This window comes from Parafrankia elaeagni (genome assembly GCF_000374165.1).
In the GTDB taxonomy this organism is placed as follows: Bacteria; Actinomycetota; Actinomycetes; order Frankiales; family Frankiaceae; genus Parafrankia; species Parafrankia elaeagni.
Map to the genome: position 1 here is coordinate 218,947 of NZ_KB893670.1, position 13,283 is coordinate 232,229.

General features: G+C 73.8%; 7 protein-coding genes. 2 read left to right on the top strand and 5 right to left on the bottom strand.

The genetic code is table 11. The features are described from left to right. Positions 1 to 314: 314 nt before the first annotated feature. The 4 genes from sppA to mfd all read right to left on the bottom strand — a co-directional run bounded on the left by sppA (position 315) and on the right by mfd (position 8,442). Positions 315 to 2,408: a signal peptide peptidase SppA gene (sppA, locus tag B207_RS0100970; RefSeq protein WP_026310539.1), complete on the bottom strand. Its 2,094-nt coding sequence runs from the start codon at positions 2,406 to 2,408 to the stop codon at positions 315 to 317. A 140-nt stretch (positions 2,409 to 2,548) separates the two neighbouring features. Beyond that, on the bottom strand, positions 2,549 to 3,826 hold the full coding sequence (locus B207_RS0100975; protein ID WP_018634637.1) for a MazG family protein: 1,278 nt from the start codon (positions 3,824 to 3,826) through the stop codon (positions 2,549 to 2,551). A 91-nt stretch (positions 3,827 to 3,917) separates the two neighbouring features. Continuing rightward, entirely contained in the window at positions 3,918 to 4,673 is a 756-nt protein-coding gene (locus B207_RS0100980; protein ID WP_018634638.1) for a SurA N-terminal domain-containing protein, read from the bottom strand. Between the two features lie 109 nt (positions 4,674 to 4,782). Then, complete coding sequence (mfd, locus tag B207_RS0100985; protein WP_018634639.1) at positions 4,783 to 8,442, bottom strand: transcription-repair coupling factor; 3,660 nt, start codon at positions 8,440 to 8,442, stop codon at positions 4,783 to 4,785. Positions 8,443 to 8,870: 428 nt separating this feature from the next. On the opposite strand from mfd, the gene B207_RS0100990 reads away from it, so the two are divergent. Then, a complete protein-coding gene (locus B207_RS0100990; RefSeq protein WP_018634640.1) occupies positions 8,871 to 9,284 on the top strand; it encodes a MerR family transcriptional regulator in 414 nt (137 codons plus the stop codon). Between the two features lie 72 nt (positions 9,285 to 9,356). On the opposite strand, the gene B207_RS37730 is transcribed toward B207_RS0100990, so the two are convergent. Beyond that, positions 9,357 to 11,606: a glycosyl hydrolase gene (locus tag B207_RS37730; RefSeq protein ID WP_084691942.1), complete on the bottom strand. Its 2,250-nt coding sequence runs from the start codon at positions 11,604 to 11,606 to the stop codon at positions 9,357 to 9,359. 820 nt (positions 11,607 to 12,426) lie between these two features. Here B207_RS37730 and B207_RS0101000 point away from each other — a divergent pair. Further along, positions 12,427 to 13,269, top strand: coding sequence for a sugar phosphate nucleotidyltransferase (locus B207_RS0101000; RefSeq protein ID WP_026310540.1), 843 nt, complete (start codon positions 12,427 to 12,429; stop codon positions 13,267 to 13,269). The last annotated feature ends 14 nt before the right edge of the window (positions 13,270 to 13,283 follow it).

A 13,283-nucleotide genomic window follows, 5' to 3' on the forward strand; every position in this document is an offset into this window, starting at 1 on the left:
GGCCCCGGTGGGCCGACCGCGACAGGGCCGGTGAGCCGGCACCGCGGCACCGGCGGCCGGACTCGTCGGGCCCGCCGGGCAGCCGCCCGGGCGCCCCGGAACTCGGGACGGCACGGGATCTCGGCACCCGGGGACGAGCGACGCCGTCCGGACGAACCGGTCGGTGCGAGACTACCGCCGGGACGTGCCGCCGCGTCGCCTCCCGGTCGCGCCACGCGGACGCCGGCCCGCCCGGCGTCGTCATCTGACCACGCCGGCGGCCCGCAGGCGGCGCGCACACCACGTTGGTGGGTCTCCCAAGGACTACCAGGGGACTACCGGACCCGCCCAATGGGCGGCATCAACAACGGCCCGTGGACCGGAAGTCCCGCCCGGGCGGCCAGGGGGGCGAGCGCGCCCCAGCTCTCCGCGAGCCCCCACCCCTCGGCGAGACCACCGGTGCCGCCGAACCCGCCAACACCGCCACCGCCACCGCCGACGACGCCGGCCCGCAGCACCGCAGCGGCGCCGAGGAGCGCGGCCGGCCGTGCCCACGCACCGAGCCCGGGCCGCACCGCCGCGGCTGCCGCCTCCTCACTGGATTTCGGGACCCGCAGCCGGTCCAGCACCGACGGCTTCGGGGTCACCCGCACCCGGGGTGTCTCCCCGGCGGGCAGCCCGGCCCGGGACCAGGCGAGATCGATCGCGTGGGACAACCCGCCCAGCTCGTCGACCAGGCCGTGGCGATGCGCGTCGGCTCCTGTCCAGACGCGGCCGCGGGCCAGCTCGTGTGCCTCCTCGGGCGACATCCCCCGGGCCTGGGCGACCTTGGCGACGAAGTCGGCGTAGACCCGGTCGAGGAACTCCTCGAGCTTGGCCCGCTCGGCCTCGGTGAACGGCCGTCGCGGAGACATCATCAGCGCGTTCTCGCCCGCGGCGACCGCGCCGAAGCCGATACCGACCTTGCCGAGCAGGTCCCGGACGACCTGCTTGCCGCCGAACACGCCGATCGAACCGGTCAGCGTTCCCGGGGCGGCCACGATCAGATCACCGCCGAGTGCGACGAAGTAGCCGCCGGACGCGGCGACCGCGCCCATCGAGACGATCACCGGACGGCCGGTGGCCCGGAACCGCTCGATCTCCCGACGGACCACATCCGAAGCCACGTAGGAGCCGCCCGGGCTGTCGACACGAAAGACCGCGGCGGCGACGCTCGCGTCCCGGGCCGCCGTGCGGAAGGCCGCCGCGACGGTCTGGGCGGCGAGCACCGGCCCACCGAACGGCGTCGACGACGGAGCGAGCACGACCGGCCCGGTGCCGTGAACCAGCGCGATCACCGAGCTGCGCGGATCGAGATCGGGCGGGACCTCGCGCGACGCACCGGCCCCGCTCCCGGCACCGGACGGGCCGCCCTCGGCCGACCCGCCGCCGGGCCCGGCCGGCCCGCCCGCTCCGTCACCGGCATGGCGCCGCCCCGCATCGCCGGCCTGCCCCGCGGAGAGCACCGTCGCGGGCAGCGCGGCGGCGAACGCGCGGGCCCTGCGCACCGGGGACTCCTCTCGGCGGACCGACGTGCGCCGGTAGGCCGAGACGTACATCAGCACGGGTTCGACGTCGTCCGACGATCCCGCTCCACCGGAGCCGGACAGGCCACCCGCCGCGCCGGCAGGACCCCGGGCCCGCGACCGGGCCCGGTCGTAGACCTCGTCGCGGTAGCCGATCCGGTCGACCAGGCCGGCCGCGAGCGCCGCCTCGCCGGTGAGCGGGGCCTCGTCGATCAGGCTTCTGACCCGCTCGGCCGGCAGGCCGCGACTGGCCGCGACCGCGGCGACGACCTGTTCGGAGCAGGAGTCGACGATCCGCTCGAGCGCCTCCCGGTGGGCGGGGGTGAAGTCCCGCTCGACCAGCGTGTTCACCGCGTTCTTGTACTCGTGGCGCTGGCCGATCTCGACGCTGACACCGAGCCGGTCCAGGGCGTCGCGCAGGAACGGCGTCTCCATCGCCATCCCGGTCAGGCCGAGATCGCCGGGGGGTGCGAGCCAGATCTCGTCGAACGCGCAGGCGAGGTAGTAGGGGACGGTGCCGCCGCCGAACTCGCCGAACGTGTCGGCGTAGGCGTAGGCGTAGCCGCCACGGGCCCGGAAGCCGGCGACGGCGTCGCGGACCTCCTGCACCCGTGCCAGCGGCATCCCGGCTGCCCCGATGTGGGCGACGAGCACCCGGGCGCGGTCGTCCTCACCGGCCCGCCGCAGCCCGTCCACGACCTCGCGCAACGTGACCCGGCGGTGGGCGACCGCCGCCGTGAGCGGATCGGTGGGCACACCTTCGACCAGGTCTGACGTCAGATCCAGTTCGAGGATGACGGGGGCGACGCGACGCCGCGCGAGGCGCTGGACGTCAGCCACCGCCTGCCTGGGCGAGGTAACCATGCTGTGAGGCTAGACGACCTGGCGGCCGCCCAGGCGCCACCCGCACAATGGCGGACCACGCGGTGAGCCCGGGCCCCGGACACAGACAGGCACCTCCGGGCCTCCGGGCCTTCCTGCTCCGGCCTTCCTGCTCCGGGCGGTCAGGTTCCGGGCGCGGCCCCCGGCCCCGGCACGGTCACCGGCCCGGCAGCCTCCCACAGCGCGCCCCAGCCGGCCGCGTCGAGCCGTGCGGGCTCCCGGCCGCCGTCGAGGGCGGCGTGCTCGGCCCGAGCGAGCCGATCGCGGAAGACCCGGGCGCGGCCCCGCAGCGCCGCCTCCGGGTCGACGTCGTGCGCGCCCGCCAGCGCGGCCGCGGCGAACAGGAGCTCTCCGATCCACTCCTCGTCGATGCCGTCCGCGACGGCAGGGTCGACAGTGCCAGTGCCAGTGCCAGTGCCGGCGCCGCGGGCCAGTGCGACGGCGAGCCCGACGAGCCCGGCCGGGCCTGCCGGGGCATCCGGGCGACCAGGCTCGCCGTCCTCCGGCGGAAGGGCCAGGGCGAGTGGGAACCCGAGCTTCCCCGCACGCCGGAGCAGCTTGGCCGTGAGAGACAGCGCCGGCGCGGAGAGCGGCACGCCCTCGGTCACCGACTTCCGGCCCTTCTCCTGGGCCTTGATCGCATCCCAGTTGGTGACCACCTCGTCCGCGCCGGAGACGGCGACGTCACCGAAGACGTGTGGATGGCGGCGGATCAGCTTGGCGGCGAGGCCGGTCGCGACGTCGTCCACGTCCCAGCCCCGGGGGCCGGCCTCGGCCGCCACCCGGGCGTGGAAGAGCACCTGCATCAGGACGTCCCCGAGCTCCTCGCGCAGCTCGGTGAGATCACCGTCCTCGATGGCCTGGTAGGCCTCGTACGCCTCTTCGAGCAGGTAGGGCGCCAGCGAGGCATGGGTCTGCCTGGCGTCCCAGGGGCAGCCGCCGGGCGAGCGGAGCCGGTCCATCACCGCGACGGCGTCGAGCAGCGCCGAACCGGGCAGGTCCTGGGTGGCGGTGAGCAGGTCGATCCCCGCCGCCGCGCCGGCCGCGCTCAGCGCCTGGTCGACGGCGTTCGGGGTGGCCGGGTCGAGCAGCCAGGCGATCCGCTCCGGCTGCCGAGCACCGGCCGGCTCCACCGCGGGATCCCCCGCGGTGGCAGCAGCAGCGACAGCAGCAGCGACAGCGGCCCGCACCTGCGCGACCGGGTCGGCCTGGTCGGGCAGGTCGGGCAGGTCGGGCAGGAGTGACACCTCGACGCCGGCCGCGCGCAACGCCGCAAGCTGTGGATGGGCTGGATTCGCCGTCCAGACCGGGACCGAGCGGAGCAGATCCCAGGCAGCAGCCGTGAGCAGCCCGGGTGCCACCCGGGCGCTCGTCACGACCAGTGTGATGCGCGGTGCCATGACGGATGTTCCCTCCAGCAGGCCGGGGCCCGCCGGCCGGAATCAGGACCGCAGCGCCAGGGCTGTGGTGTCAGGACCGTGTGTCAGGACTTCAGGACTGCAGTGAGAGGTCCAGCGCGGGCTCCGGGGCGGACGTCGTCGCGATCGTGCCCGGCGCGGAGACCACGGCGAACTGCTTCGGGTCCCACTCGCCGAAGCGCGGGTTGACGGAGATGTGCTCGCGGGCCGCGGCCTCCTCCAGCAGCGGCTGGATCCTGGCGGAGCGCTGGTCGGACGCCAGGAAGCGCTGCAGGTAGGGCCGTGCCACCTCGAAGGTGAGGGGCAGGTCGCCGACCTGGGCGACGATGCCGTCGTACTGCGCACGGGCCTCGGCGGGCGAGGCGAGCGTGGTCGGGGCGACCTTGTCGCCGATCGCCGACTCGAGCGCTCCGGCCCGGACGATGACGTCGACGTCCTCCCGGGCGAAGCCGGCCGCGGCGGCCCGGGTCTCGAAGGCCTCGACGCTGCCGAAGCGCAGAACCGAGTACGCCTGGTAGTAGGCGTCGATGTCCTGGCCGCTCAGCGTGATACCGAGCCGCTTCGCCTCCGTCTCCAGCACCTTCAGCTGGACCAGGGTCGTGATCGTGCGGCGCTGGAGCTCCGCGCGGTCGAGGCTCTGGGCCGCCTGTTCGGCGGGGACGGACTCGACCGCCTCGAAACCGCGGTCGACGATGCCGCGCACGGTGGAGGTCTCGATCGTGCTGGACCCGACCTGGGCGGCCGCCCCGGCGTGCGTCGTGCATGCGGTACCTGCGATGCCGGTCAGCACGGCGAGCCCGAGCCCGGCAAGAAGACGCGGAAACTTCACGGCACTGACCGTATCCGCTCCTCGGCCCGGAAGTGGAAGGGGCCGGTCCGGCTCACCTCACCGGTGGGCCACGACCGGCTCCCGGCACCGCCCGCCGGCCCGGCCCGCCTCATCGGCGGGCGGCCCGGCCGGCCGGGCTCGCGGCGTCCCGGCTGGCCGCCGCGGCGACCGAGTCGCCGGCGACTGCTTCGAGCAGCTGACCGGCCCAGGCCAGCAGCGCGCGGTCGCGCAGCGGGCGGGAGCCGATCCGGCCGGTCTCGGTCGGTGCCGGGACGAGCACCGTACGCACCGCCGGCTTGACGACGGAGCCCTTGTAGAGCCGGTTGAGCCGCAGGGTCTGGCTCTCCCGCAGGTCCAGCGGGGCGAACCGGATCTGGCGGCCGGCGACGGTGATCTCGGCGACGCCGTGCCGGCGGGCGAGGACCCGCAGGTGGGCGACGGCCAGCAGGTTCTCCACCGGCTCGGGCAGCGGGCCGAAGCGGTCCGTCAGCTCGCCGCGGACCTCGGTGATGTCGTCGTCGGAGACGGCGGCGGCGAGCCGGCGGTAGGCATCGAGACGCAGCCGCTCGCTGGGCACGTAGTCGTGCGGCAGGTTCGCGTCGACGGGCAGCTCGACCTTCACCTCCAGCGGCTCGGAGACCTCGCCCTTGTACTCGGCCACCGCCTCGCCGACCATCCGGACGTACAGGTCGAAGCCGACGGAGGCGATGTGGCCGGACTGCTCGCCGCCGAGCAGGTTGCCGGCGCCGCGGATCTCCAGGTCCTTCATCGCGACGGCCATGCCGGCGCCGAGGTCGTTGTGCTGCGCGATGGTCGCGAGCCGGTCGTGCGCCGTCTCCGACAGCGGGCGGTCCGGCGGGTAGAGGAAGTAGGCGTAGGCCCGCTCACGGCCGCGGCCGACCCGGCCGCGCAGCTGGTGCAGCTGGGAGAGGCCGAAGTTGTCGGCCCGCTCGACGATCAGCGTGTTCGCGTTCGAGATGTCCAGGCCCGACTCGACGATCGTGGTGCAGACGAGGACGTCGAACTTCTTCTCCCAGAAGGAGACCATCACCTGTTCGAGGGCGTCCTCGTGCATCTGGCCGTGGGCGGTCGCGATGCGGGCCTCGGGGACCAGCTCGCGCAGCCGGGCGGCGGCGCGGTCGATGCTCTCGACCCGGTTGTGGATGAAGAAGACCTGGCCCTCGCGGAGCAGCTCCCGCCGGATGGCCGCGCCGACCTGGTTCGGGTCGTAGGGAGCCACCGAGGTGAGCACCGGGTGGCGTTCCTCGGGCGGGGTGTCGATGGTGGAGAGCTCACGGATGCCGGTGATCGACATCTCCAGCGTCCGCGGGATCGGGGTGGCGCTCATGGTGAGCACGTCGACCGCCGTCCGCATCTTCTTCAGGTGTTCCTTGTGCTCGACGCCGAAGCGCTGCTCCTCGTCGACGATCACCAGGCCGAGGTCGGAGAACTTCGCCTCGCCGGAGAGCAGCCGGTGGGTGCCGATCACGACGTCCACCGTGCCGTTCGTGAGCCCCTCGAGCACCGCCCGCTGCTCGGAGGGCGAGTTGAACCGGCTCATCGCCTTCACCGTGACGGGGAACGGCGCGTACCGCTCGGCGAAGGTCTGGTAGTGCTGCTGGACGAGCAGCGTGGTCGGGACGAGCACGGCGACCTGCCGGCCGTCCGCCACCGCCTTGAACGCCGCCCGGACCGCGATCTCGGTCTTGCCGTAGCCGACGTCGCCGCAGATCACCCGGTCCATCGGGACCGGCTTCTCCATGTCGGCCTTGACCTCGTCGATCGCGGAGAGCTGGTCGGGGGTCTCCCGGAAGGGGAAGGCGTCCTCCAGCTCGCGCTGCCAGGGCGTGTCGGGGCCGAAGGCGTGGCCGGGCGCCGCCATCCGCGCGCTGTACAGCCGGATCAGCTCGCCGGCGATCTCCTTGACCGCCTTGCGGGCACGGGTCTTGCGCTTGGCCCAGTCGGCGCCGCCGATCCGGTCCAGGCTCGGGCCCTCGCCGCCGACATAGCGGGTGATCTGCTCGAGCTGGTCGGTGGGCACGTACAGCCGGTCGCCGCGGGCGTACTCCAGCAGGAGGTACTCGCGCTTGGCCCCGGCGACCGTGCGGGTCACCATCTCGACGTAGCGGCCGACCCCGTGGGCGTCGTGCACGACCAGGTCACCGGCGGCGAGGGCGAGCGGGTCGATGCCCTTGCGCCGGCGGCTCGGCATCCGCCGCATGTCCCGGGTGGTGACACCGCGGGCGCCGGCCAGGTCCGTCTCGGTGAGCACCGCCAGGCGCAGGGTCGGGCTGAGGAAGCCCTGGCCGAGCTGGGCCTGCGTGACGATGGCGACGCCCGGGACGAGCTCGGCGTCGGCGGCGAGCCGGGCGCCGAGGTCGGCCTCCCGCAGGATCTCCACGAGCCGCTCGGCCGGCCCGTGCCCCTCGGTGACGAGCAGCACCCGCCAGGAGTCGGCGAGCCAGCCCTTGATGTCCGCGGTGGCCCGCGCGGTGTCGCCGTGGTAAGCGGGAGCCGGGCGCAGGCTCGCCACGACCGTGTCGTCGCCGAGGAGCTCGTCGGGCTCCCCCGCGGCGGGGTCGGCGGCGAACGGGCTGACCGACCACCAGGGGATCCCCAGCTCCGCCGCCCGCTCCCGGACCTCGGCGACCGAGCGGTAGGTGGCCGCGCCCAGGTCGATCGGCGTGCCGCCACCGAGGGCGGCCACGCTCCACGAGGCCTCGAGGAACTCCTTGCTGGTCCGCACCAGCTCCGTGGCCCGGGTGCGCACCCGCTCGGGATCACAGACGAGGACACGCGAGCCGGGCGGGAACTCGTCCAGCAGGAGGGTCATCTCGTCGACGAGGAGAGGCGAGAGCGCCTCCATCCCCTCCACCGGGATGCCCTGAGCGATCTTGTCCAGCATGTCGACGAGCTGTGGGTGTTCCTGCGCCAGCGCGGCGGCCCGGGCCCGGACCTCCTCGGTGAGCAGCAGCTCACGGCACGGCGGGGCGAACACCGCCGGTTGAGCGAACACCGCCGGTTGAGCGAACACCGCCGGTTGGGTGGACACCGCCGGTTGGGTGGACGCCACCGGCGGCCCGGCGCCGTCGGCCGCGGGCAGGGCCCGCTGGTCGGCGACGGAGAAGTGACGGATGTCGTCCACCTCGTCACCGAAGAACTCGATCCGCAGCGGGTGTTCCTCGGTGGGCGGGAAGATGTCCAGGATGCCGCCGCGCACCGCCATCTCGCCGCGGCGCTCGACCAGGTCGACCCGGTGGTAGGCGATCCCGGCCAGCCGGGCGGTGACCTCCTCCAGGTCGGCGGTGTCACCCTTGGCCAGGACGACCGGGGCCAGATCCCCCAGCCGGGCGACCTGCGGCTGCAGCACCGAGCGGACCGGGGCGACGACGACCGCGAGCGGGCCGGCGCCACCTCGCGCCTGCGGATGGGCGAGGCGGCGCAGGACGGCCAGCCGGCGGCCCACCGTGTCGGCGCGCGGGGAGAGCCGCTCGTGCGGCAGCGTCTCCCAGCTCGGGTAGACGGCGACCCGCTCCGGGCCGAGCAGGCTCCCCAGCGCGTCGGCCAGGTCTTCGGCCTCCCGCCCGGTGGCGGTGACGACCAGCACGGTGCGGCCCGGGCCGGCCAGCGCCGCGGCGGCGAACGGCCGCAGCCCGGCGGGACCGGCCAGGTCCAGGACAGGCTCGTCCAGTGAGGACAGGGCGCGGATCAGCGCCGGGTCGCCACCGGGGCGAGTTACGAGCGCGTCGAGTAGCGGCGCGAGGGTCATGTGATCCGTCCCGTGCCTCTCCAGTGCCAGCGAATCAGGTGCGGCTCCGACCGACCGGGGAACCGGAAGAAGCCGGAGAACCGGGAAAGCCGGAGCGCGGCACCGCCCGGCGGCCGTCCACCGGTGCAACAGTCCCGCGGCGGGCGATATTGCCGAGGGGGACACAGCCGGAGATCACCGTGGCGGGCAGGCGTGCCCGGCCCCCCACAGACCGGACTCATGCCAGCCGGACCCAGGCCGGCCTCATGCCCCCGCCCACGTGCCCGGCCCCGCATACCCGGCCCTCGACCACATACCCGCAGCGAGGTCGTCGCACCCAGCGTACGGCAGGGCACTGCGCCAAGATGCGGGCGCCGCGTGGCGGATCGACGTACAGTCGGCTGACGCCCGGTTTGCCGCCGGCGACAGATACTGACGTAAGGGTCGACTTGTCCACCACGCGACGCCGCGACGTCCACCAGATCGGGGATGTCGCCGAGCGAGTCGGGCTGTCACTGCGCACGGTGCGGTACTACGAGGAGGCCGGTCTCCTCATGCCCGTGGGCCGGACGGTCGGTGGCTTCCGCCTCTACGACGACGACGCCGTCGACCGTCTCTTCCTCATCAAGAAGATGAAGCCGCTCGGTTTCACCCTGGAGGAGATGCGTTCGCTGCTGCTGCTGCGCGACGAGCTCCAGGAGCCGGAGCTTCCCCCCGCGAGGCGAGCGGAGCTGCAGGCCCGGCTCGCGGCCTGGGTCGCGCTGGCGGAGGACAAGCTGACCACGCTGCGCGAGCAGGTGCAGGTGGCGGAGGCGTTCGTCGGCCGCCTGCACGACGACGCCGAACGCTCCGGAACGTCCTGACCAGAAGCTTCAGGCCGTCCGGAGAACGGCCCCCGCGCCTCCGGCGGGCGCGGGGCCCCGGGTGGGATGGGGCTACCAGAGACGCTGGTAGAGGGCGGACGAGCGCGGGTGTCGGTTCGGGTTCACCAGGGTCGAGCGGACGTTGCCCGCGACGTCGTCACTGAAGTACGCCTCGTACGCCAGAATGTCGGCGTTGCGCCGGAAGACGTTGTACATCTCCTGGATGTAGACCGGGTTGTCTCCGCCGGCGGCGCCGCGCATTCCCGCCTGGGTGTTCTGCTGGCTCACCACGGCCCACTCGGGCACCGAGAACAGCTTGTTGTGCCGGCGCGCGAAACTGATCACCTGGCACAGGCCGTCGGTGGCGTTGCACTGCTCGCTGAACTCGCTCGAGGTGCGGCTGGGCGGGTACTGGTCGTAGCTGTCGATGCCGATGACGTCGACGTACTGGTCGCCCGGGTAGACGTTGAAGGCGTCGTAGTCCGGGCCGTGGGCGTTGAGGTTCCAGTCGATGCGCACCTCGGGGCTCGTCTCCTTGATCGACGACGAGGCGTTCTGGAAGCACTGCTTGTAGGCCGTCGGGTTCGCCGAGGCCCGCCAGGCGAACCAGCCGCCGTTGAACTCCCACCCCAGCCGGACGAACGAGTCGCCCCGGCCCTGGTTCACCAGCCACCGGCCGAACTGGCGCCACCGGTTGTCGTAGTCGCCCGCCGCACAGTCGACCAGGTTTCCCAGCGGTGGTCCCACAGCGGGAGCGGGAAACAGCGGAACGCTGATGACCAGGTCTCCGGGAAAGGACGAGAAGACCCGGCCCATCCACGGGTTGACGATCTCGTCCCAGCTGTCCCGGCCGGTGTACGTCACCACGACGTCCACCGGGGTGCCGCGGAACTCCGCCCAGGCGTTCGCCTCGGCCGTCGTGTGCGCGGCGACCCCGCTCGGGAAGAGACCGCTCGTCGCCGCCCGCTCGACCCTCGCCACCGGCGGCGCCGCCATCGGCTGCTGGTTCTGCGGCCCCGGCGCCGGGGCCGTGGCCGGAACCTGCGATACGGCGGCCGGGCTCGGCGTCGGCGCCTGCACCGGAGCGGAGTTGGCGGCCAGGTTGGCGTCCTCGTGCTGGGCGGGCCCTAACATCCAGGCAACCAGGGCGAGGAGCACGGCGAAGACCACCAGGGCCACCGGCAGGTAGGGGTGCCACCCGGGCTTCGCCCCCCAGTGCTCGATGATCCAGTCGGTGGCCCGGTGCGTCACCGACCTGCCGTCACCCGGGCGGTTCCTGCCACCGGCAGCGCCGACGGCCCTCTCACGCTCCCCATGGTCACGCTCGTCGCCCGCCACGGGCAGGATCCCGGTGACCGAACCGCTGGAGGCCACGGCAGCGCGGTCCCGCGCCCCGCGGCCGGCGCCGCCTGCCTCGGCAGCGCGGTCCCGATCGGCGCGGTCCCGATCGGCGCGACCGCGGTCCCGATCGGCGCGCTCCGTCACCGCGCCACGATCCCGGTCGGCACGCCCGGTCGCCGCGGCACGGGACCCGCCCTCGCGGCGGCCGGGGCTGTCACGGAGCCCGGGCCCAAGCCCTGCCCCGGACGGCTTCGGCCGGACCGGCGGCATCACCATCGTCTGGTCGGCACCCACACCGCCGTCACCGCGGGCGTCGGCGCCCTCCCGCGGCCCAGCCGCATTGCGCCCGTCTCGGGAAGCCGCGTCCCAGTCGCCGCGGTGGAAACGCTGGGTGGCCAGGTCACCGACGGCCGGCAGGTCGGTGTCCCGGCTGGTGCCGCGGCCCCGCTCCCGGGCCCGACCGACCGGCTGGGACCGATCCACCGCAGGCCCGCGGTCACGGTCGCTCCCGTCGGGCCGGCCGCGCGGCGCGCGCCGGTCGGCGGCGTCAGGCCGGGCCGCCTCGCCGGGCGGGTTGGCCGCGCGACGCCCGCTGCCACCGGAGCGCCGGTCTTCACCTGGGTGGCGATCGGTGCCCGGGCGTCGGTCGGCGCCATCACGGCGGCCGGATTCACCCCGGCCGTCGGTGCCGCCACGGCGCAGGGGCTGGCGGCGCCGGTCCGCGGCGCCCACCTGCGAGCCGCGCCCTACGCCGTCGCCGGCCTCGCCGCGGCCGGCGTCGTCGAAGCTCTCCGGCCGGTCCGGGTACGGCGCGAGCGGTGCGGTGCGCCCGCGGCGGCGCGTCGGACGCCCACGCGTCGACAGCATCTCGGGGTCGAAGGCAGCGCCAGGTGCTTCCGGCCCACCTGCCTCGGCCTCACCACCGCGACGCGGCCGGGAGAGCGGACGCGCCCCGTGGCCGTACCGCTCATCAGACGGCATGGGATCCACCCCCGGGCGCGTTGCCACTCCGGACCGGTTCGCGGAAACGACCAGGTCGTTTACTAAAAGTAAAAAGTTCGACCGAAAGCATGGATCTTACCTCCCGGCCGACGTAGAAGAAGACGACGCTATTGACGTGCCGGATCTCCGCACCGGAGGGGCCGGGAGAGGCCGGGACTCGGCGTTCATCCCGGGGCATCCGACAAACCGTAACAAGACCCTCCGACGCCAGCCACAAAGGGACCGGGCAGACCACTGCCCAGACACTCACGTCAACGTCGAAGACAGGTAAGAGGAGTCGCCGTCACGGACCACGAGCCGGCCGTGACACGCGACCGCGCCGAATCCCGCCCGACTCGGCGCTGTCGCCGCGCCGGGCCCGGCCCGGCGGCCCCCCACCGGGCCACAACCGGGCCGCGGGGTCGTGGACCAGCGCGGAAAGGGCGGTACGGTACCGTTGCCGCGTCGCGCCCGGACCATAGGGAGGACACTGCACATCCGCCTCGCCACATCCGCCTCGCCGGGTAACGGCCCCGCGGCCCCGCTCCGCCCGTGACGCCGGCGAGCAGGACGGCCGCACCGGCCACCAGGGCGGAAGGGCGGAAGCAGTTCCGCACGCTGCTGGCCTGGGCCGGCAGGCAGGGCCGGGCCGGCAGGCAGGGCCCGCAGAGCCGGAAGGCCCGCGGGCAGAGCAGACAGGCCCGCGACAGGCGAGCCACAACTGACACAGGCATATCTGACGTCACCGGACCGGCCGCGGGCTGGAGAAGCCAACCGCCCCCGGGTCCGCCGGGGCACCGACACGGGAGACGCGACCGCCTTGACGACCGAGACAACCCGATCTTCTGCGACTGATACCACGGCTGTCGACCCGCGTGACATTCCCGTGGTCATCCTCTGTGGCGGCATGGGAACCCGGCTGCGCGAGGCCAGCGAGAAGCTCCCCAAGCCGCTCGTCGACATCGGCGGCAAGCCCGTCCTGTGGCACATCATGAAGACGTACGAGCACTACGGCTTCCGCAAGTTCGTCCTGTGCCTCGGCTACAAGAGCGACCTGATCAAGAACTACTTCCTGGCCTACCGCGAGCAGGTGGCCGACTTCACGCTGCGGCTGGCGGACGACCACACCCCGCGGTTCCACAACACCGTCGGCGACGAGGACTGGGAGGTCACGTTCGCCGAGACCGGGCTGCTGACCGGTACCGGCGCCCGCCTGCGCCGGGTCGCCCAGTACCTCACCGGCCCGCGCTTCATGATCACCTATGGTGACGGCGTCGGCGCCATCAACGTGGCGGACGTCCTCGCCGACCACGTCCGGTCCGGCCGGATCGGCACGGTGACCGGTGTCCGCCCGTCCAGCCGCTACGGCGAGCTGGTCACGGAGGGCAACGCGGTCACCCAGTTCGCCGAGAAGCCCCCGGCGACCGGCTGGGTGAGCGGCGGCTACTTCGTCTTCGAGCGCGAGTTCGTCGACAAGTACCTCGACGACGACCCGTCCACCATGCTCGAGCGCCACCCGCTCCAGCAGCTCGCCCGGGACAGCCAGCTCACCCTGCACACCCACGAGGGCTTCTGGATGGGCATGGACACCTTCCGCGACTGGACCGAGCTCAACCAGCTGTGGGACGCGGGCGCCGCGCCGTGGCGTGTCTGGGCCGACTGAGCGAGCGGACACCG

What these genes read in the sequence shown, in the direction of transcription:
- sppA (WP_026310539.1), bottom strand. Translation starts at nt 2,408, where the DNA reads ATGGTTACCTCGCCCAGGCAGGCGGTGGCTGACGTCCAGCGCCTCGCG.
- B207_RS0100975 (WP_018634637.1), bottom strand. Translation starts at nt 3,826, where the DNA reads ATGGCACCGCGCATCACACTGGTCGTGACGAGCGCCCGGGTGGCACCC.
- mfd (WP_018634639.1), bottom strand. Translation starts at nt 8,442, where the DNA reads ATGACCCTCGCGCCGCTACTCGACGCGCTCGTAACTCGCCCCGGTGGC.
- B207_RS37730 (WP_084691942.1), bottom strand. Translation starts at nt 11,606, where the DNA reads ATGCCGTCTGATGAGCGGTACGGCCACGGGGCGCGTCCGCTCTCCCGG.